Here is a 23,260-nt window from a genome sequence, read left to right on the forward strand (position 1 = left end):
TCCCAGCTGGAGTCGGCGGGGGCCCGCCGGGCGCCCCCCACCGCTGCGGCCGGGGGGCGGAGCCGCGAACAGGGCCGTGCCGCCGGCCGCGGGGAACGTCAGGGCGCGACCGGCTCCGGTGCCGCTTCGAGGGCCGAGATCTCGGCGAGGGACAGGTTCAGTCCCTCGTGCAGGAAGCGGACGATCGTCCAGTGCGGCAGGATCCCCTCGTCCATGGGACCGAACTCCGCGCAGTACAGCGGGATCCAGCGCAGCGCCTCCTCAACGGCCTGCTCGCGTCCGGGCTCGGCCTGGTACTCCTCGTAGCCGATGCTGCGGTGGTGGATGAAGAAGCCCCCCGGAAGCCGTTCCTCGCACAGCGTGCGGTACTCGCGGGTCTGGAGGATGAGGTAGTGCCAGATCTCGTCGATGTCCTGTTCGACCGGGAGGAACAGTCCGCCGAGCCGGTCCGGGTGGGCGGAGACGAGGTAGAGGTGGCGCAGGCATTCCAGCACCTGCCGTTCGGCGAACGGCCGCGCGACGCCGGTGCGGCGTTCGGCGTGGCGCACCGCCTCCTCGTGCAGCGGCTCACCGAGCAGCGCGCGCAGGGTTTCGGGCGTCACACGGGGGCTCATGCGGTCTCTCCTCGGGGGTCCGGGCCGGGCTGGTCCGCGCCGGGCAGGTCCGGGCCGGTGGCGGGCGCCAGCCAGGCGTACTTGCCGGACGCGCCGATCGGCAGGTGGGCGGCGTGCCCCGTGGTGCAGGGGCGTCCGGTGAGGGCGGTGAGTTCGGCGGCGAGCGCGGCGGCCGGACCGGCGGCCAGCGGTTCCCCGTCGAAGGTGGTGTAGCGCAGCCGGGCCGGGGCGCCGGGGCGGGCGCCGTCCGCTTCGAGGCTGTAGAGGAAGACCTCCGGTGCGGTGGCGGCCACGCGGTCGTCCAGGTCGGCCTGGGCGACGGGGCCGTGGGGGGTCTCCAGCAGTTCCTTCTCGCGTCCGCAGAACGCGACCACCTTCTCGGGGTCGGTACTGCCGTCCGAGGTGCGGACGCAGTCGCCGGAGCGGTAGCGCACCAGCGGCATGTACGGGTTGCGGATGCTGGTGACGATCAGGCTGTGGATCCCGCTGCCGGGGGCCACCGGGACGAGTTCGATGCCCATCCGGTCCAGGTAGGGGTGGTAGCGGCCGTGCCGGTCGCTGTAGTAGAGGTACCCCAGCTCGGTGCTGCCGAAGAGGTCGATCACCGGCACGCCGAACCGTTGCGTGAGGTACCGGCGCACATTGACCGGGGTGTACTCGTACGCGGTGACGATGCTCGCCGGCTGCGGGAACGCCTCCGGGTTCCACAGGCCGAACGCCGAGGCGCGGTGCACCAGGTGCGCGAGGTGGTAGCCGGAGCAGTCCAGGTGGTAGGCGCCGTCCGGATGAGCGGAACAGACCCCGCGTATCTCGGCCAGCATCCGCTCGACGTCGGCCCGGTCCCACCGTGCGGGGTCCAGCCGCGTGTTGAGGTACAGGGTGCGCTCGTCGAGCCTGCGGTCCTCCAGGGCCGGCACGGCGGCCGGCTCGGTGCCGTCGCGGCGGGCGTTGACGCGCGCCACGTGCTCGGTGGCGAGCACGGTGGTCAGCGAGACCCGCCGGCAGCCGCTCTCCCAGGTCTTCGCCAGGTCCGGGTGCTCGCTCCACAGGCGGTAGTAGGAACGCAGCAGGAAGTACGGCGGCCGGATGAGCCGCATCCGGGCGTGGTGCGTGCCGGTCGACCAGACGTACTCGGCCTCACCGGCCTCGAGGGCGGCGGCCAGGCGCGGGGTCATCCAGTTGTCCGGGAAGCCGCGGGCGATCTCCGGCTTCTCCAGGACGGGAAAGGCGCCCCGGTCGAGGGCGGAGCGGTAGACCGGGATGTCCCGGACGCAGTCGATGACGTCGGAGACCGGGAGTCCCTCCGAGTGCGGGATGCCGGTCGGGTTGGCTGTGCCGTCCATGGCCACTTTCCGTTGTGGGGCGTGCGGGGCGGGGGTCCCCGGGGGTGCGGGCCGCCGGGCCGGGGCGGGCGGGGACGCTGCCACCGCCCTCCGCCCCGACGGGCCGTCACCTCCGGCTGACCGGCTTGGCCGGACGCGTCAGGAGATGCAACCGCTCTTGCCGGTCACGCTGATGCAGCCGGCCTTGGGAGAGGCGCTGATGCACCCGTCCTTCGCACCCTGCGCGGAGTTGGCCTCCACCCAGCGGCGCCACACGTCGTCCTGGGTCATCTTGCGGATGAGCTGCTCCATGGGAGTACCTCCAGAGATGGTGGGAAAGGCGGCGCGCAGTGGTGTGCGCCGCCGTACGAAATTAAAAAACACGGCAAGGAACGGTCAACGGATAACCAAGAGTTGGCGCGTATCCGGCAGAAGGAGGCCGAAACAGAGGGCTATCCCTGTGGCGTGTGAGGCGGCTGGGGCGCGCAACGAGCGGCGGGGACGAGGCCACCCCGGCCCGCGGCGCACCCGGGGCGCCGGCAGCGGCGAGCGATTGGCCGGGTACGCCGAAGGGACGTCGCGGCGACGCCGAGGTGACGCCGCGGGACGCCGAGGGGCCGGGCCGTACGGAGCGGCACCGGCCCCGGTGTGCGCGGTGGTCAGGTTCTGGCGAGTTCCCCGATGGTGGCACCGCGCTGGTGAGCCCAGTTCTCCAGGGTGGTGCGGCAGGCGTGGTCGAGGTGGCGCAGCCCGGAGAGGTCGAGTTCCACGGGGTGGCCGGCCGGGAGCGCTTCGAGGGTTTCCAGCATGTGCGGCAGGCGCAGGAAGGTGGCCGAGCCGGTCAGGGTGACGAGGAACCGGCCGTCGGTCGTCTCGTGGACGTCGAGGCGGACGTGCGAGGTCTCCCAAGCGCTCTTCACCACGGCGAGGGCGATGCCGAGGAGGACGCCTTCGAACATGCTGGTGGTGATGATGGCGATCGCGGTGACGGCCAGGACGAGGACTTCACCCCGGTGCGAGCGCCACAGGGGCAGCAGGTCCTTGACGGGGATGAGCTTGCAGCCCGCGTGGACGAGGACCCCGGCGAGCGCGGCCAGCGGAATGACGCCGATCGCGGCCGGGAGGAGGGCGGCGAAGAGCACCAGCCACAGCCCGTGCAGGATGCGGGAGAGCTTCGTCCTGGCTCCGGCCTGGACGTTGGCGGAGCTGCGGACGATGACGGCGGTCAGGGGCAGGGCGCCGAGCACGCCGCAGATGGCGTTGCCGACGCCCTGCGCCATCAGTTCCTTGTCGAAGTCGGTCCGCGGTCCGTCGTGCATGCGGTCGACGGCGGCGGCGCTGAAGAGGCTCTCGGCCGACGCGATCAGGGCGAAGGCGATGACCGTGCCGACGGCGGCGAGGCTGCCCAGAGCGACGAAGTCGGACGTCCCGGGCGGCTGGACGGCGGAGAGCAGTCCTTGCACGTCGACGCGGGGAACCGACCAGCCGGCCACCGCGGTGACGGCCGTGGCCAGGGCGACCGCGGCCAGCGGACCGGGAACCGTCCGGACCTTGGCCGGGAGCTTCCCCCACAGGACGAGGACGGCGATGGTGCCCGCCCCGATGCCGAACGCGGTCAGGGCGTGGCCGGAGGTGGCGATCTCGGCGGCCAGGCGCGGCATGCCCAGGATCTTGTCGATCCCGGAGCGGGGCTGCTTGACGTCGGCCATGGTGTAGAGCTGCCCGAAGATCAGGACCAGGCCGATTCCGGCGAGCATTCCCTGGACCACCGAGACCGTGATGGCGCGGAAGAAACGGCCGAACCGCAGTGCGCCCAGGGCGAGTTGGGCCAGACCGGCGATCAGGACGATGGCGCCCAGGGTGCCGAGGCCGAACTCCTGGACGGCCTCGAAGACCAGTACGGTCAGGCCGGCGGCCGGACCGCTGACCTGGAGGGAACTGCCGGGCAGGAACCCGACGACCAGTCCGCCGACGATACCGGTGATCAGGCCGAGTTCCGCGGGAACTCCGGAGGCGACGGCGACTCCCACGCACAAGGGGAGGGCCACGAGGAAGACGACGAGGGACGCCAGGGCGTCACGCCGCAGATGGGCGGGCTTTTTGAGGGTGAGGGTCATCAGCGGGTTTCCTTGCGGGGCCGGAGCGGAAAGGGTGGGTGGGGTGGCCCGTGGGGCGGGCGGATGGGGGTCACAGCGGCCGGAAGGAGTCGTCGTCCGGTCCGTACTCCCTGACGGCTCCGGTGTGGACCTCGTAGTACCAGGCGTGCACCGCCAGGGTTCCGGCCTCGACGCGTTCCGCGATGCACGGGTGGGTGCGCAGCCGTTCCAGCTGGGCGACCGCGTGACGCTGGACGGCTTCGGCGAGGTCGGGGGAGAGGGGCGTGGCCGTCTCGGGCTGGACGGCCGAGTGCTCCAACCACCCTCGCACCGCGGGCAGTCCGGAGAGATCACCCCCGCTCACCAGGGCGTTGACCGCCCCGCAGTGGGAGTGCCCGCACACGATGATGTCGCGGACCCCGAGCACCCGCACCGCGTACTCGATGGTGGCCGTCTCGGCGGCGGGGCGGTGGGCGCTGTACTCGGGCACGATGTTGCCCGCCGTGCGGAGCTCGAACAGCTCACCCGGGCGGGCGCCGGTGATCAGCGAGGGGATCACGCGGGAGTCGGAGCAGGTGATGAAGAGGACCTCGGGGCTCTGCCCGGCCTCGAGTGCGTTGAACTCCTCGGCGCGCTCCGCCACATGCGCCGAGAAGGATCGCGCGTTGTCAACCAGGGACTTCATGGTGGCCTTTCTCCTGCGCCCCTCACCACGGGGGTGTGCGGGCGCGGTGTGTTCAGGTCATCAGTCGATGGGTATGCGGACGCGCCCGAAGGGCGCGCCGCAGGCTTGTGCGTCATCGTCGACGCGATGAGGTGTTCGAAACGGGAAAGGACTTTCGCCTACCGCGCGAAAGGGATTTCCGCCGCCCGGGGGCAGGAGCGGGAACGTCTGCGCCCGGGGAGCGGCCATGCCGGCCCGTGGCCGGAATGGTGGGAACTCCGCCGCCGCATCAGTGCCCTTTCCTCCTTCGGTAAGACGGCCATGGGCCGGAGCGTGCCAGTCCATGACGAGGAGCGTCAGTTAGTCGGCTTGACTGCCGCACGAACACCTCTTTGCCTGGAGATTACCTCACCGTCGAGGGTCAAGTCATGGCCAAAATATGGCCAAGTACCGTTCCCGGTGCGGAAAGTGGCGCATTTGCCACGGTGGCGCACCGAGGCGTACCGGTGGTGGAGGACGAGTCGAGAGTGCGCCCCCCAGCAGAATGGGTGAACGGCGGGAAGCCATGGCGGTCGGACCGTGGGGTACGGTCACTTCCCGTGACGCCTGGAGCGCACGGGAACGCGCTCCCGTCCACTACGTCTTACGTCTTCTTACGTCTTCGCCGGCCCCGCGCACGACGACCGTACCCGCCCCGTCACGGCGCAGGGCCGCGCCGCGTGCGGGGAGATGGAGAACCCGATGGACACCGCCACCGCCCCTCCCTCCACCCGTCCCGTCGACGCGGTCGTCGTCGGGGCCGGCCTCTCCGGTCTCTTCCAGCTGTACCGGCTGAGGCAACTCGGCCTGACGGCAGTGGTCTTCGAAGCGGGTGACGACATCGGCGGGACCTGGTACTGGAACCGGTACCCCGGCGCCCGCTGCGACGTCGAAAGCATGTCGTACTCCTACTCCTTCTCCCCGGAACTGGACCAGGAGTGGGAGTGGAGCGAGCGCTACGCGTCCCAGCCGGAGATCCTGCGCTACATCCACCACGTCGCCGACCGCTTCGACCTGCGCGGACACATCAGCCTGCGCACCCGCGTCACCCGCGCCGCCTACGACGAGCACCGTCACGTCTGGCAGGTCTCCACGGACACCGGACGCAGTGTCAGCGCCCGGTTCCTCATACTGGCCTCGGGCTGCATGTCCGTCCCCAACGATCCGGGGATCCCCGGATCGGAGACCTTCACGGGTGCCCTCCACCACACCGCCCGCTGGCCGCACGAGGACGTGTCCTTCGCCGGCAAGAGGGTCGCCGTCATAGGAACCGGATGCTCCGGTGTCCAGGCCATCCCGGTCATCGCCGGGGAAGCGGCCGCCCTCACCGTCTTCCAGCGCACCCCGGCCTACGTCCTGCCGGCCCGCAACCGCCCGCTGCACGGCACGGAAATCGCCGAACTCAAGGCGCGCTACCCGGAGTTCCGCCGGGCCCAGAGGCTGTCCCGGGGCGGGACCGTCTTCGAGCCGCCGACCGGTTCGGCCCTGGAGGCGGACGAGGCGGAGCGCACCGCGGCCTACGAGGCCGCCTGGAACTCGGGTCTGCTCAGCGGGCTGCTCCGCACGTACACCGACATCCTGACCGACGAGAAGGCCAACGAGACCGTGGCCGCGTTCGTCCGGTCCAAGATCCGGTCGATCGTCACCGACCCGGCGACGGCCGAACTGCTCTCCCCGCGCTTCCCGTTCGCCACCAAACGACCCTGCCTGGGCACCGGCTACTACGCCACCTACAACCAGCCCCACGTGACCCTGGTGGACCTGCGCACCCACCCGATCGAGACGATCACACCCCAGGGCATCCGGACCTCGGAGGGGGAGCACGCCTTCGACGTCATCGTCCTCGCGACCGGCTTCGACGCCCTGACCGGCTCGCAACTCGCCCTGGACATCGTGGGCAAGGGCGGGGTGACGCTCCGGGAGAAGTGGGCGGACGGCCCGCGGAACCACCTGGGGCTGATGTCGGCCGGCTTCCCCAACCTCTTCACCGTCCTCGGCCCCCTCAGCCCGTCCGTGCTCTCCAACATCGCGGTGTCCCTGGAACAGCAGGTGGACTGGATCACCGACTGCATCGCCCACATGCGGGACCACGGCCTCACGGAGATCGACGCCACCGCGGAGGCAGAAGCCGCCTGGGGCACCCACGTGGCGGAGACCGCCGCCAGGACGCTCTACCCGGCCGTGGCATCCTGGTACACGGGAGCGAACGTACCGGGCAAGCCGCGGGTGTTCCTGGCGTACGCGGGCGGGCTGGACCGGTACCGGGCGGCATGCGACGCCGCCGCCCGGGACGGATACACCGGCTTCGTCCTCTCCGGCACCGAGTCACCGGCGGGAGCGGTACCGCCCCCGTGACCGGCGGCGGCGGTACCCGGCCCAGAACGGCATGTGAATAGGGTGACCCCATGTCTGTCACACTCAGCTCCGCACGAGCCGCCGCCGCCCTCCGCACGACGGCACGGGTCTCCGCCGAGTCGCTGGTGGTCCTGGTCATGGTGGCGGTGACCCTGTGGGTCGTGGGCCGCATGTGGTCGGTGGTCTGGCCGCTCATAGTCGCTCTCTTCCTCACCACCCTGACCTGGCCCCTGGCCGCGTTCCTGCGCCGGCGCGGGTGGCCCCCGGCCCTGGCCGCCTCCGTGGTGACCGTGCTGTTCCTGCTGGTGGCCGCCGGTATCGGGGCGCTGATCGCCGTACCCGTGGCGTCCCAGTCCGGCGAACTGGTCGAAGGCGTCTCCGAGGGGATCCGGCAGCTGCGCGAGTGGGCCGCCGGGCCGCCGCTGAACATCGGCAACGACCAGATCACCGGCGCCTTCGACGCCGCGGTGGCCCGCCTCCAGAACAGTGTCGGCAGTGCCGTCTCCACCGTCGTCACGGGAGTGAGCACCGTCTTCAACGGCCTGGTCACGGCCATCCTGGCGGTCTTCCTGATGTTCTTCTTCCTCAAGGACGGCCCCCGCTTCCTGCCGTGGCTCACCCGCCAGCTGCCCGGCCGGCTGGCCACCGACATCCCGGTGGTGGCCGAACGCGGCTGGCTGACCCTGGGCTCGTTCGTCCGCTCCCAGGCCTTCGTCGGTCTCCTCGACGCCGTGTTCATCGGCCTGGGCCTGTGGATCGTGGGCGTACCGCTGGTACTGCCGCTGGCGGTGCTGACCTTCGTCTCCGCGTTCGTGCCGATCGTCGGAGCCCTCTTCGCCGGTCTGGTGGCGGTGCTCATCGCGCTGGTGTCGAACGGCCTGACGGACGCGCTGATCGTGCTGGCGATCATCGTCGTGGTGCAGCAGCTCGAGGGCAACGTCTTCCAGCCCATGATCCAGAGCCGCGGCCTCGGCCTCCACGCGGCGGTGGTCCTGCTCGCGGTCACGCTGGGCGGCAACCTCGCCGGCGTCGTCGGCAGCCTGCTGGCCGTACCGGCGGCCGCCCTCCTGGCCGTCGTCTGGAACTACCTGCGCGACCAGCTCGGCGAACCACCGCACGAGCCGCAGGCCGACGAGGCGCTCCCCACGGCCCCGGCCCCCTCGTAGGACCACCCGTCCCAGGGAACCGCTGCGGCACCGGCGCGACCTGACGTCCACTCGATTCCCGTGCGAGGAGTTCTCCCTTTCGCCGTGACAGCGTCGGGGCTCCGGACTCCTCCGGGGACGAAAGGACAAGAGGAATGACCAAGTCAAGGCGCAGGTTCGGCATCGGCGCCGTGGTGGCCGCGATCGTGGCCGCGATGATCACCTTCACGGGACTGCAGGGCGCCAGCGCGCAGGACCAGGGACGCCGCGGCTGGGACCACTTCGGGTTCGGGGTGCCGTGGGAGGAGTCCTACGGGTACTCGCAGGGCATCAGGGCCGGGGACACGATCTACATCTCGGGGCAGGTGTCCCACGACGCGGCCGGGAACTTCGTGGGCGCCGGCGACTTCGAGAAGCAGGTCCGCACGTCGTTCGACAACCTGGACAAGGTCCTCGCGCACTACAAGGTGCCGCGCAGCCAGATCATCAGCATGAAGATCTTCACGAAGGACCTCCGCCAGAACTTCGACACGGCCGCCCGGCTGCACAAGGAGTACGTCGGCAAGCACCGCACGACCGACACCATCGTGGGCGTCAGCGACATGTCGGTCCCCGAGCAGCTCGTGGAGATCGAAGCCATCGTCAAGGTGACACCGCGCTCCTGACCGGCTGGTACCACGGCGTCACCGCACGAGGGCCCCTCCGCCGTACGGCGAAGGGGCCCTCGCGCCGGCCCCGGCGGGCGGCCGCCGAGCCCCCCGTCTCGACCACGTCAGACAGGGTCGCGCCCCGAAGCACAAGATCGGCAGGGCCTTCCGGTTCCGGCCGAGGGCGGGGTATCCCTGGAGGAAGGACCTGACCGGGTCCGTCGGCCCTCCGCGAAGGGAACCCCTCATGGACGACTGGTACGTGGACGACCGTTGCTTCAACTGCGATGTCGCACGCCAGCTCGCGCCCGGGCTGATCGGCGAGGCCGACGGGAAGTCCCGCGTCCTGCGCCCCCCACGCGGTGAAGCCGAGACGCGGCGCTTGCACGCGGCCGTCTTCGCCTGCCCCACCCGCTCGATCCGCCCCGCCACCGGGCAGCCGGACCGGCGGCTCGATCCCTTCCCCATGGCGCTGGACGACGGCGTACTGCTGTGCGGTCACAACTCACAGCGCACCGCGGGGGCCAACTCCTACCTGCTCCTGCGGCCCTCCGGCACGGTGATGATGATCGACACACCGCGCTGGAGCCGAGGCCTCGCCGAGCGGTACGCGGAATCCGGCCGGGTCACCGACGTACTCCTCACCCACCGCGACCACGCCGCGCACGGCCGCCGCTACGCGGACCACTTCGGCGCCCGCCTGTGGATCCACGAGGGTGACCTCGACGCGGCACCGGACGCGGACCAGGTGATCCGGGGCCTCGAACCCCGGGAGATCGGAGCGGGAGTCACCGCCCACCCGCTCCCCGGCCACACGGAGGGCAGCGTGCTCTACCTCGCGGATGACCGGTACTGCTTCAGCGGGGACAGCTTCTACTGGTCACGCACCACCGGGGACCTGGAAGTCGCGGAAAGCGTCACCTGGTACTCCATCGAGGAACTGGCCGCCTCACTGGCCCGGACAGCCCGGCGGATCCGCTTCGAGTGGGTCCTGCCGGGCCACGGCGACCGCCGCAGGCTCCCCGCCGACGAGATGTCCCTGCGGCTGAGTGACCTCGCGGAGCGCACCCGGCGGCTGAGTCCCCGGCCGGTCGACTTCACCGCCGTGCGCTGGTGAAGGGACCGGCCCCCGGCGCACTCCAGCACGACCGGCGATAACCGCGCGAAGGCCCGGGCCGCCACCCGTGCTTTTCCCTTCGCTTTACGTCCGGAAGGTGGCGATGGAGTGCGCGACGAGAATCACCAGGATCGCCAGTCCGGCCAGGAACCCGATGGCCGCGGATCTTTCGGAACGCTCTCTGTGGGCCCGGTCCTCTGCCAGATCCTGCCTGTGGCGTACCCGTTCATAGACCTCCGTCGCGGCCGGGTCCTCGGCCATTTCCTCCATGCCGCGGCGCATCAGGCGCGCAAGATCTCGGTCCGTGACCCTCTTGTACGGGTCGATAGCGAAATCGTCTTCCATAACCACCTCGCGGTTATCGGCCGGTTACGAGAAATCGTCGTATGAAGAACGTTTCTCCGGACTGTGACACCGGCATTGACGAAATGGTGCGAACTCGGCGCCCCGGCCCGTGTCGGTCAGTCCGCCCTCCGGGGCCGGCGGGCACAGTGTTGCCCGCCGGCCGCCGAAGCGCGACGGCACCCCTACCCCGAGGGAGCCCCCATGACCCGGAACGACCCTGCCCCCACCCCCCGTCGCGCGGTCCTGCTGGCCGCCGGCACGGCCGGTGTGGCCGCACTCGCCTCCACCCTGGCCGCTTCGGCCGCCGCGAGCACGGACGCCGATCCCCGCCCGCGGCCGGATCCGCGGGGCAGCGGCGCCGCACCGGGCTGCGTACTGACCACCGAGTGGGGGCCCGGTCCGTACTACCTCGACCTCGACCTGGTCCGTTCCGACGTCACGGGAGGGCGCGAGGGCGTTCCGTTCCGGCTGGACCTGACCGTCGTCCGTACCTCCGACGGCTGCCGGCCGCTCGAGGGGGCCGCCGTCGACGTCTGGCAGGCGGACGCCGCCGGTGACTACTCCGCCGACGGCGCCACCTGGCTGCGCGGCACCCAGTTCACCGACAGCGCCGGCCGGTGCACCTTCCGGACCGTCGTGCCCGGCTGGTACGCCGAACTCGCCCCCCACATCCACTTCAAGGTACGCACGGACAACCGCTCCGAAGCCACCTCCCAACTGTTCTTCCCCGAGGACCTGCTGAAGGAGCTGTACGCGCGCCCGCCCTACGCGCGGCGCGAGGTGCCCCAGCACCCCAACGAGCGTGACGACCGCTACCGGGAGTCCGGCGCCGCGCTCACGCTCGCTCCCGTCCCGGACGGCGCCGGGTTCCGCGCCGCGTACACCATCGGCATCGCCTGACCCGGTGCTGCCGGAGGGGGGGCCCACGGGGAGCGCCGGGCGGGCGGATAGCGTGCGGGCATGGCGATGACGGGGAAGCGGCGGGTCCTGTACCGGCAAGGCAGCGGGTTCTGGCGGATGACGGCGAAGTGGGTCCTGTTCTTCGGGGCCGTGACCCTGCTGGACGGGGCGGTGATCCGGTCGTGGAACCACGCCGTGGTCTGGCCGATGATCGGGCTCGTGCTGTGGGCGCCGTTCGGGATCGGCGTCGCCTGGTACCCGAAGAAGGACCAGTGGGTCGCGCTGACGGAACGTGAGATACGGCTGCGCCGCAGGCGGATACCGATGGAGCAGGTGAACCTGCTGCACGTGGCGCGGCTGTGGCTGGAGGGCCGGTCGACCGCGGACACCCGTCCGGTGGCGGAATGGACACGGTCCGTCCGGGCGGTGTGGGTCCCGCTGCGGGACGGCAGGGCGTTCGGCGTGGAGTTCCACGACCCGGCCGCGTTCGCCAAGGTCTTCGGTGCCTTCGCGGTCGAGGCGTGCGGCGGGCCGGACGTCGTCCGCGCGAGGGCCGCGGCGGAGACCTACCCCGATCCGGTCCCCATGCGGTCGCGGTCCACCGCCGACGAGGGCTCCTGGACGGACGTGCTGGACGTCTTCCACTGAGACCGCAGGCAGAGGCAGCCGCACTCCGTTCAGTCGGCGAGGTTCTGCCGGACCAGGAGTTCGGACCGGACGAGTTCCAGGAGGCGGCCCGTCCAGTTGCGGCCCCGGCCCCCGTTGTCGCCCCAGAAGCCCGAGTCGGCGTCGTCGTAGAGCAGGGTCGCGTCACCCGTGGCCAGCAGGATCGCCGCCAGGCCGGGGTGCTGCTCGTACTTGGCGCGCAGCAGCCGGGCCATGACCGCCGTCCGCACGCCCTCCCAGCCCTCGCACCGCATCGCCGCGGCCGCGGCCGTACGGGCCTTCGCGCCCGACTCCGCCGCCACGACCTCCGCCCGGACCTGCGGGTCGGCGACGGAACGGGCCCAGTAGGCGTGCGCCACCGACGGATAGGTGACGTCGTCGACGGTGATCGGGGCGGGGTAGCCGTTGCGCAGCGCCCGCTTGCCCGGGTCCTCGAGGGCGCGCTGCGGATACGACTGGCAGATCTTCACCGCGGGGGCGAAGGACTCGGCCGGCCCGTCTGCCGGCACCCGTGAAGGGGCGTCCGCGAGCCACCGCTCGCGGTCCTCGAAGTAGGCGACGGCCTCGTCGTACTCCTCCTGCGTGACCGTCTCCCCGGGCTCGTCCTCGGTCCGGCCGCCGGGCCCCGCCACCAGGACCTGGAGGGGGAGGTCCCTGTGGTCCATGTCGCCGAGCGCGTAGTGCCGCACGGTCTCGGGGACGGCCAGGTAGGCGGCCCGGGCGGCGGCCCGGTTGTCCTCCGTGCGGTCCGCCATGAAGACGTCGACCGCGGCGAGGCAGCGGTCGGTCGAGTCGGGGCGGCCGTTGAGGGCGTCGATGGTGTCGCGGACCTCGGCGAGCAGCAGCTCCGGCGTCAGCCAGGTGCGCGGTTCACCGAACGTCCACGACGCCAGGTGGTGCGCGGAGGCGCGCCCGCCGTCCGGAAGGCTGGTGGCCACCCATCCGCGGCGCAGCTTCCGCTCGAACTCGTCGAGGGTGACCAGCTCCCAGCAGTCGACGAGGCCGTCGGCGTAGATGAAGAGGTCGGTGAGGAAGTAGGAGCCGCCGTTGCGTATGAACGCGTGCCTCCAGGTGCCCGGTACGCGGACGCCGTCCGCCGTGCGGTGGGTGATGCGCTTGCCGATCATGCCGTGATGATGCCGGACGGACCGGCCGGGAAGCACCTCGACCGTGCGTCGAGGCCGCCGTGTGAGGATGTACGTCCACATCCGGGGAGGCGATGGTGCTGAGCAGGGGCGCGCGGTGGGCCGTGGGCGCGATGGCCGCGGTCTGCCTGGTGCTGCTCCTCGGTCCCGGCGCACCGGGCCGTGGCGCCCCCGACGCTGCGTCCCTGCCGTCGGACGCCGCCCGGAAGGCCGTACCGGACCGGGTGGCCACGTGGAACATCTGCAATCCGTGCGGCGCGAGCGGGCGCAACCTCGGCCGGGCGGCGGAGATCGCCACGTCCGCGCCGCAGGTCATCGGCCTGCAGGAGGCGTGCGTGCGGGACGTCGAGCAGATCCGCGGGTACCTGGAGCAGGTCCACGGGCTGGTCTACCGGGTCGCCTACGGGACGGTCCAGCGGAACTGGAACCGCTGCGGGGGCATGCCCTGGCGGCCGGGCGGCTACGGCCAGGCGATCCTCTCGGCGGCGCCGTTGACGGACCCGGTGAGCGTCGAATACCCCGACGGCGGCTCCGAGGACCGCGGGTACCAGGCCGTCACCACACTGGTGGGCGGCCGGCCCGTCCGCGTGTTCAACACCCACCTCGCCGAACGCAGGCAGGAGGAGGTGCGGACGGGCCAGGTGCGGGTCCTCGCCGCGGAAGTCGCCCGACACGACCGCGCGATCGTCCTCGGCGACTTCAACGCCGTGCCGCACGCGCCCGAACTCGGCCCGATGTGGGCCCTGGCCCGGGACACGGACCCCGGCTGCCGCCCCGGCACCGTCGCGGCCGGCGCGTGCGCGACGACCACCGACTGGAACAGCACGTTCGACTACGTGTTCCTGCGCGGCCTCACCCCGCGCGCGCACCGCGTCGACCCCAGCCCGCACTCGGACCACCACCTGGTGCACGCCGACCTGGACCCGGGCCGGCCGCCGGCCCGCTGATTCCGGTGCGCGCCCCGGCCACGGGGCGCGGAGCCAGGTCACAGGACGGGGCCCTTATGGACCGTTCCGCCATGTGTCACCCTGACAGGGGGGACCGGGTCCCCCGCCTGCCGCACCCCGCCCGCCGGCCCCCCGCCGTACGACCCGGCCGACCGACACGGAACCGCCCCATGCCCCTGCCGCCGCCCTCCCGGGCCGTCCCCGCCGTACTGGCCGGTGCCGTCGTCGCCCTGCTGGCGGCGTGCGGGCCCTCGGCCGCCGCGGGCACGGCCGCCCCGTCCGCTTCCTCCGCCTCGCCCACGCCTGCCCCGGCAGCCTCCCCGCCGGCTCCCGCCACCCCCTCCGCGCCGGAGCCCGAGCCCGTCCCGACCCGGGAATCGACGCTGTCCATACCCTCCGTGGGCATCGTCGGACTCCGCGTCGTGCCCTACGAGGGCACCACCGACGACGCACCGGGGACCCGCATCCAGGACCGGGGCGTGGCGGCCAGCCCGTACGGGAAGGACGGCGGGACCGGACCGGGCCGGGTGGGCAACTTCCTGGTCACCGCGCACCGCCTCTCGGCGGGCGGCCCGCTGCGCGACCTGCCCGCCGTGGACGAGGGCGACACGGTCCTGGTGACCTCGGGCGGCCGGACGTACACCTACGAGATCGTCGAGACCCGCGAGACCTCCTTCCGCTCCGCGCGCTCGCTGAGCGAACAGCGCGCCGCCGTGCCCGGGAAGCCCGGTGCGGCCCCCACCCGGGCCATGATCACGATCTCCACCTGCGCCACGCCCGAGGACCACGCCGAGGGGAACTTCTGGAGCGACGCGCAGGGCAACCCCGAGCACCGCATCGACAAGATCGGCGTCCTGCGCGAGACCTCAGGGCCCGCACCCGCCGCCTGACACCGTCCGCCGGGAGGGCCGCGCGTGCGTCAGCCCGGGTCGATGACGAGGTCGGCGCGGTGGCGGCCGCGCGCGACGAGCCGGGCGTTGGCCTCGTCGGACCGCGCCACCCAGGCGCGGGCACGCGCCGGGTCCTTGCCGTGCCGTACGTGCCGCTCGACGAGGCGGTCCACGCGCAGCGCCTCGTCCGGGGCCAGGTACCAGGCCTCGTCCAGGAGCGGCCGTACCGGCGCCCAGTCGGCCGCGTCGTGCAGCAGGTAGTTCCCCTCGGTGATCACCAGGGGTACGGCCGGCCCGACGGGGATGCTGCCCGCGACAGGCTCCTCCAGCGAGCGGTCGAAGGCGGGCGCGTACACCGTGACCCCCTCGGGCGAGCGCAGCCGGCGCAGCAGGCAGACGTACCCGGCCGCGTCGAAGGTGTCCGGCGCCCCCCTGCGGTCGGCCCGACCCAGCCGGTGCACCTCGGCCCGCGCGAGGTGGAAGCCGTCCATCGGCACCACCACGGCCCGCTCCGGCCCGAGCGCCCCGGCGATCCGCGCCGCCAGCGTCGACTTCCCGGCTCCCGGTGGACCGGCGATGCCGAGGATCCGCCGGCCGCCCCCGGCGGCCAGCGCACCGGCCCTCATGATCAGTTCCGTCGTCTGCACGTCCGTATCCTGCCCGAGGCCCGGGCCCGCCCGCGCGGCACCCGGCCCGGCCCTCCGGCCCCGGCCGTCGGACCAGGGCCGGAGGGTGCCCGGGGACGGCCGGCGGCCGCGTCCTAGCGGCGTGCGTCCACCACCGCGAGGAGCTTGCCACTGGCCGGGCTGCGGTCCAGCGACGCGCCGTCGACCGCCTCGACCACCAGGTCCAGCAGCCGCTCCGTCACCGCCGAGCGGAGCTCCGGGTAGCCGGCCAGGAAGACCTCCCGCAGTCGCTCCGGGCCGGTCGCGGACGACCGCTCCACCCGTACGGTCAGCCGCTCGCGCTCGTCCGTACCGTCCAGCCGGATCTGCAACTCGCCCCGGTGGCCGCCCTGTTCCTCGGCCAAGGCCAGGAAGCGGCGGTGATTGAGGAAGTACGTCGCCACCCGCATCACGTCACCGGTGCGCCCCATCAGCTCGAAGCGGGGCGCGTGCCGGCCACAGGGGCACCGGCCGGGGACCTCCCGGCCGAGGTCGCCTATCAGGTACCGGCCCAGGTGCTGCCCGCGCCGGGCGTGCGTGGTGAAGACCAGCCGGCCCGTCTCGCCCGGGGCCACCGGACGGTCCTCGGCCACGTCCACGATCTCCATCGTGTGGAGGTCGGCGTGCAGGTGGTGGACGCCGCCGGAGCTCTCGGTGCACTGGTAGCCCAGCGGGCCGAGGTCGGTGCTGCCGTACGTGATCGAGCGGACGGTCTCGATGCCGAACTCCTCCCTCAGCGTCCGCCGCTGCTCCTCGGTGAAGTGCTCGCCTCCGTAGAAGACCTTGCGCAGGCCGCCGTACGCGCGCAGCGCGTCCGCCTCCGCGTGCAGCAGCTGCCACAGGTAGGAGGGCATGCCGAAGAGGGTGTCGGCCCGGTGCTCGATCAGGGCGCTGGCCGTGGCCCGGTGGTCCGGTCCCGCGGACAGCGGCAGCTGCACGCCGCCCAGCCGTTCCAGCACGGAGAAGAAGCTGATGAAGCTGCCGTACATGCCCCCGCTGTAGAAGAGGTTGGCGGTGCGGTCCCCGACCGGGTCGTAGCCGGCGGCGAGCAGGCCGCGGGCGGCGGCGTGCATCTGGGTGTCGTAGTCGTCGTAGCTGAAGACCGACAGGGCGGGAGCGCCCGTGCTGCCGCCGCTGCGGAAGTAGAGCTCGGCATCGGCCCGGGCAGGCTCCCGCACGTGCTGCTTGCCGACCAGCGGGCCCGTCGGCGGCGGCAGGACGACGGGGCGGACCAGGTCGTCGAGGCAGGCGGTGGTGGCGAAACGGGCCGGGTCGGCCCGGACGGCCACGCGGCGGCTGTAGCGCTGCAGGGCGTACACCCCGTCGTGCGGCTCGCCCGCGTAGCTCTCCAGCATGGCCCCGACCGGCGTGACGCGGGTGACGCCCGCCGCCAGCGCGGTGCGGGAGAGCTCGGCGATGTCGCAGCGGCTGCCCGCCAGGCCCGCCGTCTGGAGATAGCGGCGCATCGGCCGCAGGGTGGCGATCATCCGCTCGCGGGGCAGCGGCTTGACCCACACGCTGCGGTGCAGCGGGGAGGCCGTGAGCGGCGACCGCGTGTCGGCCATGACCCGCCACGAACCGTCGGCAGCGGCGAACACACGGGTCAGCCCCAGGTGTTCCTCGAGCCGGGCCACCAGTTCGGTGGTGGTCAGCTCGGCGGCCTCGGCCGGGTCCGGTCCGCCCGCCCCGGCCGCGCTCGCGGCCGCCGGCCGGGACGCGAGCACCGCGGCGAAACGCTCGGCGAAGGCGAACACCTCCTCCTCGTCCTCGGTGTCGAGGTAGACCACCTGGGGGCTGGAACACGCCTGCTGCTCGTGCAGGCACACGTCGTCCGCGAGGGCCTCGAGCGTGCCGGCGTCCGACCAGGCGTCGCCCGTCAGGTACGCGAAGGAAATGCGGTGTCCCCACTCCACCAGCCGGCAGCCGGCCGGCACGTGGGCCGCCACGCCCTCGACGGCGCCTTCCCCGCCCCACACGGCGACGGCGTCCGCGGGCGCGCACATCAGCCGCAGCCACTCCTGCTGGGAGGACGGGAAGCGCAGGACGACGATCCGCGCGGCCAGCGCGCCGCTGGGATCGAGGGCCGCGAGTTCGGCCATCAGGTGCTGTGTCAGGAGGGTGTCCGCGCTGCTGGTCTTGAGGACGTTGACGTTGCCGGCGAGCAGCCCCTCGACGATGCTCAGCGGCGCGACCGTCGCCGCGTTGCCCGGGGCGATGTGGGCGACCAGGCCGACGGGTGCCCACGCCTCGTAGACCGTCTCGCGCGGATCTGCCCGGTCCAGCCGGCCGGGAGTCGCGCCGCCGAGCTCGCGGCGGACCTTGCGGGTCAGCTCCCGCCGGCCCAGCAGCCCGCCGAGCTCGGCCAGGACGGCCGGGTCCTCTCCCGCGGGCAGGTGCGCGGCCAGCCGGGCGCGTACCGGGTGGGCCGGGTCGCGCAGGGCGGTGGCGAGGGCGTCGCAGGCGGCCAGCACGGTCTCCGTCTCCAGCACCGTGGCCAGCGCGGCCTCGACGGCGGCCGGCAGGGCCGCCAGACGGCGCCCGGCCTCCTCGTCCCCGATGAGTTCCCCCTGCCAGTAGTGGTGCGCGGGGCCGCCGCCGTGCCGCTCGTACGCGGCCCCCGTCATGGTCTCCGTCACGGTCACGCCATGCCCTTCATCAGTTCCGCTGCGGCCACCGCGCAGCTGCGGTTGCGGCTCACCCCGGCACGGCCGTGGACGGTGAACCAGGGGGTCTCCAGCCCGCACCCGCAGGCGTCGCCCGGCTGGAGCGAGGCGAGGTCGCCCATGACCACGCTCTGCGCCGGTACCGAGGTGATGTACGGCGACACGAGGTGCAGGTACCCCCGCTCCCCGTACGGCAGCGCCTCGAGGGTGCGCGTGGAGCGGATCGTCACCCGGGACCACACGGGCGCGTGCAGCCGGTGGTGGTCGCACTCGATGTACGGGACGCAGTGCTCCACCGACCCGAAGGTGTCCCGTATCCGCTCGCCCGGGACGCCGAGCTGCTCGGTGACGCGGGCGTACAGCTCCTCCTTGTCGACGCGCCGGTCGGCGTGCCCCTTCCAGCCGCCGCCGAGCACGACGAGGGAGCCCTCGGGCAGGCGCAGCGGAGGCAGCCCCATGGCCCGCATCCGCTCCAGGGTGAAGAAGAGGAAGGCGGGGAAGCCGAGGATGCGGACCGGGGCGTCCTCCCGCTCGAAGCGGCGCAGCGCGGCGACGCAGCCGAACGGGTCGAACTCGTGGTCGCCGCCGGTGTTGCGCAGGGCGTACTCGACGCTGCGCGCCGGGGCGAAATCGCACAGGTAGTTGTCGGTGAAGGCCGTCCCGAGGTTGAGGGAGGGGGCCGGTTCGTAGCTGTACAGCAGGTAGTTGACCTCCTGGCCGGGGGTGATCCAGCCGTTGCGCTCGAAGATCCGGGCGACCATCCGCTGGGCGGAGCGGATGGTCCAGTGGTCGAAGAACATCTGCGACTTCTGACCGGTGGTGCCGGAGGAGGTCAGGTGCAGCTCGACGTCCTCGCGCGGGACGGAGAGCACCTCGTGCCGCTTGAAGAAGTTCGCGTGGACGAGCGGGGTCCGGTACGGCAGCGCCGGGGGAGTGGCCTCGTACAGCGAGCGGAAGAACGCGGAGCGCTCCACGTGCCAGGCGTTGGTCTCCGCCATGGCGGCGGCGAACAGTTCGTCCTCCGCGGGTCCGCAGGCGTACGGGTCGGTCAGGTCGCACAGCTGTTGCACGTGCGGCAGGAGGGCCGGGTCGGGGACGGTGACCGGCGCGAGATGGGGGTTCATGGGGTGACCTCGGATGATGTGGGCAGGTGCGTCGACGCCCAGGCCGACACGTAGCAGTCCAGATAGGGCTGGAGGGGCGGCTCGACGGCCACGCCGCGGAAGTCGACGCGTTCGCCGGAACGGGACAGGACGGCGTAGTCGTGGAAGCCGTCGCCGTCGGCGCGCATCGCCGGGTAGACGGCTCCGGCGACGAACCCCTCCGCCAGGAAGGCCGAGAGGACCTCGTGGTGCGCGAGCGGCACCAGGGCCTCGACGTAGCCCGCGCCCGCCCGGGCCAGGGCCCGGGTGACGGGTTCCAGGCACGCGCCGGCGGCGGCCGGATCGGGGTGGGCGGTCAGCAGGGAGCAGTACCCTCCGGCGCGGTTCAGGTAGGCGTAGACCTCGAACCGGCCGTCCTCGGGAGTGAGCAGCACGTTCGGGGTGTGCAGCGGGTAGAACCAGCCCTCGGCGCCCGGGAACCGCTCGCGGAACCGGCGGCGTACGAAGGCCGGCGCCTCGATCGTCTCCAGGCGGTCGCCGGCCCCCCGCGGCACGGGCGGTGCCGGACGCGGGACGGCGGCGGCGCGGACCCCGGGGTAGCCGATGCCCAGCGCGGCCCCGCAGGTGCGCAGCAGCGGCAGGAGCGGGGCGGGCACTTCGGTGACGGGGATGCGGCGGTCCAGCACCCCGGCCGAGTGCCGCGCGTAGAGTGCGAGGCTTTCGCGGCTGCTGAGATCCACCGCGTTGGGCAGGATGCCCAGCGGGCGGAAGCCGTTGCGCGCGACGACGCGCTGCGGGCCGGCGCTGACGGTGCGCACCGTCGCGTACACCGAGTCCAGCCGCCCCGTGTCCAGCATGTCCGCGCACAGGGCCCCGGTCAGGGTGGCGGCCAGGCCCGACGAGCGGTGCTCGGGGTGCACGGCGATGCCCTCCAGGCGCCCGATGCGGCTGCCCGCCTCACCGCGGATGGCGGCGGACGCCGTCAGGGCCCCGGTGCCGGCGCAGCGGCCGACGAGCCACCGGGAGTGCGGGTCCTCGATGAGCCGGGCCATCTCGGCCGGGTCGGTGCCGAGGGCCACGGGGTAGTGCGGTCCGTAGACGGCGTAGTAGAGCTGGCGCAGCTCGGCGATGTCCGAGCGGGCGGCCGGGGTGATGACGGGGGTCACCGTTCGCCTCCGGAGGGCTGAGCCGCGGCCGGCGCGGGTGCGGGGGACCTCAGCAGGGCCAGCGCGCAGGCCGCCGGGACGAGACCGGCGCCCTGCACCAGGCACAGGGTCCGGGGGGAGAGGAAGTCGCCGGCGAAGCCGAACGCCAGGGACGCCACGGGCAGGGAGGCGCCCAGCACGGCCTGCATCACGGCGAAGAAGCCGGGCTTGTCGGCCGGCGGTACCAGCCGCTGGAAGAGGGCCACGAAGCGGACGCTGACGGCCCCGGCGCACCAGCCGGCCACGGCCAGGCAGCCCGCGACGACCGGACGGTGCGCGACCAGCCCCGGCAGCGCGAGGGCGAGGGCCATCAGCCCCAGGCAGTACGCACCGGCGACCCTGGGGCTGCCCGGCACACGGGTGCCGGTGAAGGCGCCGACGAGCGCGCCGGCCCCCAGCGAGGCCTCCAGCAGGGCCACGGTGCCGCCGCCGCCCGCGAGGACGGAGCGGGTGTACAGGGGGATGACGACGAACACGGCGGTGGTGAACAGGTTCGCCGCGGTGAAGCAGATCAGGATCCGCCGCACGTAGAGGAGTTCCGCGAGGACGCGGCGCAGGCTGCGCCGCTGTGTCGGTGCCGACGGGCCGTCCCCGGCGCCCGTGGCGACGGTACGGAAGCGGGCACCCGCGACGAGGAGCGCGGCGCCGAGGTAGGCGGCCGCGCAGCCGGCGGCGAGCCCCGCCACTCCGGCCCGGTCGACCGTCAGGGCGCCGAGCAGCGCTCCGCCGAGGCCGGCCAGGGACTGGGTGGACAGCTCGAACCCGGTGGCGGCCTCGATGTCGGCGTCGTCGACGAGTTCCGGCACCGAGGTGGTCAGGCAGGGGTCGAAGAACGCCTGGCAGGTCGCCAGGGCGAGACCGGCGGCGTACACGGGGGCGAGCGGCGGGCCACCGCCGTACGCCCACAGCGCGAGGGCGGCCGATGCGGACGCGGCCAGGGCGGCGGCGTTCCGCAGCACCGAACGGTGCGCGGACCGGGCGACCGCCGAGGCCACCACGGGCGCCAGCAGCACGGCGGGCAGGGTGCAGGCCGCCATGAACAGGCCGGAGGCGAGCCCCCGGGCGTCCCGCACGGCGTGGGCGACGATCCACCAGGACACCCCGACCTGGAACATCCGTGCGGCGGCCTGGGTGAGGACCTGACCGAGCCACACGGCGCCGAAGGCACGGTTGCGCAGGACCAGCGGGGCGCGCCGCCGGCCGCCCGGGACCGCCCTCTCCGTGCCGGTCCGGGCCACCGGTACGGCGCTCACGCGGTCGGCCTTTCGTCGCAGACCCGGACGAGCTTGCCCGAGCGCGGGTTGACGGTGAGGTCGCGGTGGCGCACCCACTCCACGGACAGCGGGTGCACGAACCCGGCGCGCACGCTGTCCGGATACAGCGGCCGGACGTTCTCCAGCTCCGCGACGACGGCGTCGGCCAGCTCCTTCCGGCCGTGGCCCGGGGCCGTCGCCAGCCGCAGGACGAGCCCGTCGCGGCCGTCCCAGCGGCGGACGACGAGCTGCGTGCCGACCACGTGCCCCGCGGTGTCCGCCGCGGCCACGGCGTCCTGGGCGTCCTGGGTGTACAGGGAGACGGGACCCACCCGGACGCCCTCCTCGGCGCGGCCGAGTATCCGGAAGTGCCCGGGCCCGCCGCCGGTCCACTCGGCCCGGTCGCCCGCGGGGTAGCGGATGACCGGCATGAGGCGGCGGAAGAGGCTGGTGACGACGACCCGGCCGGGCCGGCCCGGTTCGGTGATGGGCTCATCGGTGGAGTCGTCGAGGATCTCGACGACCGCGTACGGCGTGAAGGCGCGGTGCACCCGGGCGTCGGAGCCGGCCACGGGGCGGCCGAGCAGGCCCGCGTCGACACTGGCGTAGCCGACGGAACGGACCTCGGCGCCGGGGAACGCGGTGGCCAGCAGCCGCCGCTGGTCGTCGAAGAGGGCCTCGCCGCCGAAGAGGAGCAGCTCCACCGAGTCGAGCCGCGCACCGGACGACACCGCCTGTTCGGCGAGCCGGCACAGGGTGGTCGGTGTCCCCGCCAGCACCTGGGCGCCGAGGTCCAGCAGCGCGGGGATCGTCGAGTCCAGTGGGGCGCCGCCGCCGAGGGGCAGGCGGACGTTGTCCACGGGCGCGTGGGTGAGCGAGTCGAGGACGAAGAGGAAGCTGGCGTACAGCTCCCCGGCGTAGAAGAGGTCGGCCACGCGGTGTCCCGGGCGCAGGCCCGCGTCCACGAGTCCCTGGCCGAAGGCGGTGACGAACGTGCGCCACTCGTCCCGCGTGTAGACGGAGAACTTGGGGGATCCGGTGGTGCCGCCGGTCTTGTAGACCGTGGCCTCGCTGAGCGGGCCGGTCAGCACGCGGTTGTCCTGGAGGGTGTTGGCCGCCCAGAACGCCTGCTGGTCGACCACCGGCAGGTCGGTGAGGTGGTCGACGCGCGGCGGAAGCGCCGCGTAAAGGTCCTGGTAGAAGGGCGAGTTGTGACGGGCGAAACGTATGAGGTCCGAGAGGTGCTGGGCGGACATGGGCCTTTGCCTAGGTGACGTGAACGGGACGGGAGACGCGGCGGGGCGCGGTGGGAGCGGAAACGCTCCCGCCGGCCCGGCCGGTGTGAACGAGGGCCCCCCGGCGCCCCGTCTCCTCGATGTGCGCCTGAAGTTGACGCGCAGTCACGATGATGAAACATCAGTGCACCGGACACCAAATTGGGCAAGGATTTCCGGCCATGGCGGCCATATTCATTAGATT

Annotated in this window: 21 protein-coding genes; 8 read left to right on the forward strand and 13 right to left on the reverse strand. The window is 72.9% G+C overall.

Translation table 11 applies throughout. The annotated features are described in order from the left end of the window. Window positions 1-98: 98 nt before the first annotated feature. The 5 genes from ACZ514_RS27365 to ACZ514_RS27385 all read right to left on the reverse strand — a co-directional run bounded on the left by ACZ514_RS27365 (window position 99) and on the right by ACZ514_RS27385 (window position 4,717). Complete coding sequence (locus ACZ514_RS27365; protein WP_468164725.1) at window positions 99-614, reverse strand: glycine-rich domain-containing protein; 516 nt, start codon at window positions 612-614, stop codon at window positions 99-101. Continuing rightward, window positions 611-1,957 (reverse strand): hypothetical protein, encoded by a 1,347-nt coding sequence (locus ACZ514_RS27370; protein ID WP_468164723.1) that lies wholly within the window; start codon window positions 1,955-1,957, stop codon window positions 611-613. The genes ACZ514_RS27365 and ACZ514_RS27370 overlap by 4 nt, the downstream gene beginning before the upstream one ends. Window positions 1,958-2,095: 138 nt before the next feature. Beyond that, window positions 2,096-2,248: a hypothetical protein gene (locus ACZ514_RS27375; protein ID WP_468164721.1), complete on the reverse strand. Its 153-nt coding sequence runs from the start codon at window positions 2,246-2,248 to the stop codon at window positions 2,096-2,098. A 347-nt stretch (window positions 2,249-2,595) separates the two neighbouring features. Continuing rightward, complete coding sequence (locus tag ACZ514_RS27380) at window positions 2,596-4,053, reverse strand: SulP family inorganic anion transporter (protein WP_468164719.1); 1,458 nt, start codon at window positions 4,051-4,053, stop codon at window positions 2,596-2,598. Between the two features lie 70 nt (window positions 4,054-4,123). Next, entirely contained in the window at window positions 4,124-4,717 is a 594-nt protein-coding gene (locus ACZ514_RS27385) for a carbonic anhydrase (protein ID WP_468164717.1), read from the reverse strand. Window positions 4,718-5,437: 720 nt separating this feature from the next. Between ACZ514_RS27385 and ACZ514_RS27390 the strand changes: the two genes are divergently transcribed. From ACZ514_RS27390 to ACZ514_RS27405, 4 genes are all read left to right on the forward strand, one after another. Beyond that, window positions 5,438-7,090 (forward strand): flavin-containing monooxygenase, encoded by a 1,653-nt coding sequence (locus ACZ514_RS27390; RefSeq protein ID WP_469125896.1) that lies wholly within the window; start codon window positions 5,438-5,440, stop codon window positions 7,088-7,090. 50 nt (window positions 7,091-7,140) lie between these two features. Next, the gene (locus tag ACZ514_RS27395; protein WP_468164713.1) at window positions 7,141-8,256 is read left to right on the forward strand and encodes an AI-2E family transporter; all 1,116 of its coding nucleotides are present in this window, start codon (window positions 7,141-7,143) and stop codon (window positions 8,254-8,256) included. Window positions 8,257-8,390: 134 nt separating this feature from the next. Continuing rightward, window positions 8,391-8,900 carry a RidA family protein gene (locus tag ACZ514_RS27400; RefSeq protein WP_468164711.1) on the forward strand — a complete coding sequence of 170 codons (510 nt, stop codon included), beginning with the start codon at window positions 8,391-8,393 and terminating at the stop codon, window positions 8,898-8,900. A gap of 229 nt (window positions 8,901-9,129) precedes the next feature. Beyond that, the gene (locus ACZ514_RS27405; protein WP_468700835.1) at window positions 9,130-9,999 is read left to right on the forward strand and encodes an MBL fold metallo-hydrolase; all 870 of its coding nucleotides are present in this window, start codon (window positions 9,130-9,132) and stop codon (window positions 9,997-9,999) included. Between the two features lie 84 nt (window positions 10,000-10,083). Here ACZ514_RS27405 and ACZ514_RS27410 read toward each other — a convergent pair whose 3' ends face one another. After that, the gene (locus ACZ514_RS27410) at window positions 10,084-10,344 is read right to left on the reverse strand and encodes a hypothetical protein (protein WP_469125897.1); all 261 of its coding nucleotides are present in this window, start codon (window positions 10,342-10,344) and stop codon (window positions 10,084-10,086) included. 201 nt (window positions 10,345-10,545) lie between these two features. On the opposite strand from ACZ514_RS27410, the gene ACZ514_RS27415 reads away from it, so the two are divergent. Both ACZ514_RS27415 and ACZ514_RS27420 read left to right on the forward strand, forming a co-directional pair. Next, entirely contained in the window at window positions 10,546-11,244 is a 699-nt protein-coding gene (locus ACZ514_RS27415) for a dioxygenase family protein (RefSeq protein ID WP_469125898.1), read from the forward strand. 60 nt (window positions 11,245-11,304) lie between these two features. Then, entirely contained in the window at window positions 11,305-11,892 is a 588-nt protein-coding gene (locus tag ACZ514_RS27420) for a hypothetical protein (RefSeq protein WP_468164706.1), read from the forward strand. 29 nt (window positions 11,893-11,921) lie between these two features. On the opposite strand, the gene ACZ514_RS27425 is transcribed toward ACZ514_RS27420, so the two are convergent. Then, window positions 11,922-13,037: an NADAR family protein gene (locus ACZ514_RS27425; protein ID WP_469125899.1), complete on the reverse strand. Its 1,116-nt coding sequence runs from the start codon at window positions 13,035-13,037 to the stop codon at window positions 11,922-11,924. A gap of 92 nt (window positions 13,038-13,129) precedes the next feature. Between ACZ514_RS27425 and ACZ514_RS27430 the strand changes: the two genes are divergently transcribed. Both ACZ514_RS27430 and ACZ514_RS27435 read left to right on the forward strand, forming a co-directional pair. Continuing rightward, window positions 13,130-14,002, forward strand: coding sequence for an endonuclease/exonuclease/phosphatase family protein (locus ACZ514_RS27430; protein ID WP_469125900.1), 873 nt, complete (start codon window positions 13,130-13,132; stop codon window positions 14,000-14,002). A gap of 170 nt (window positions 14,003-14,172) precedes the next feature. After that, complete coding sequence (locus ACZ514_RS27435) at window positions 14,173-14,892, forward strand: class E sortase (RefSeq protein ID WP_469125901.1); 720 nt, start codon at window positions 14,173-14,175, stop codon at window positions 14,890-14,892. Between the two features lie 29 nt (window positions 14,893-14,921). Here the strand turns inward: ACZ514_RS27435 and ACZ514_RS27440 are convergent, their stop codons facing one another. From ACZ514_RS27440 to ACZ514_RS27465, 6 genes are all read right to left on the reverse strand, one after another. Further along, complete coding sequence (locus ACZ514_RS27440; RefSeq protein WP_468164697.1) at window positions 14,922-15,539, reverse strand: nucleoside/nucleotide kinase family protein; 618 nt, start codon at window positions 15,537-15,539, stop codon at window positions 14,922-14,924. Window positions 15,540-15,652: 113 nt separating this feature from the next. Then, a complete protein-coding gene (locus ACZ514_RS27445) occupies window positions 15,653-18,199 on the reverse strand; it encodes an acyl-CoA reductase (RefSeq protein ID WP_469125902.1) in 2,547 nt (848 codons plus the stop codon). Further along, window positions 18,196-19,344 carry a LuxE/PaaK family acyltransferase gene (locus tag ACZ514_RS27450; RefSeq protein ID WP_468164693.1) on the reverse strand — a complete coding sequence of 383 codons (1,149 nt, stop codon included), beginning with the start codon at window positions 19,342-19,344 and terminating at the stop codon, window positions 18,196-18,198. Before ACZ514_RS27450 ends, ACZ514_RS27445 begins: the two co-directional genes overlap by 4 nt. Then, entirely contained in the window at window positions 19,341-20,489 is a 1,149-nt protein-coding gene (locus ACZ514_RS27455) for a GNAT family N-acetyltransferase (RefSeq protein ID WP_469125903.1), read from the reverse strand. Before ACZ514_RS27455 ends, ACZ514_RS27450 begins: the two co-directional genes overlap by 4 nt. Next, window positions 20,486-21,781, reverse strand: coding sequence for an MFS transporter (locus ACZ514_RS27460; protein ID WP_469125904.1), 1,296 nt, complete (start codon window positions 21,779-21,781; stop codon window positions 20,486-20,488). Before ACZ514_RS27460 ends, ACZ514_RS27455 begins: the two co-directional genes overlap by 4 nt. Continuing rightward, window positions 21,778-23,037: a phenylacetate--CoA ligase family protein gene (locus ACZ514_RS27465; protein WP_468164687.1), complete on the reverse strand. Its 1,260-nt coding sequence runs from the start codon at window positions 23,035-23,037 to the stop codon at window positions 21,778-21,780. Before ACZ514_RS27465 ends, ACZ514_RS27460 begins: the two co-directional genes overlap by 4 nt. Window positions 23,038-23,260 lie beyond the last annotated feature (223 nt).

The organism is Streptomyces sp. NPDC034086 (assembly GCF_055575515.1).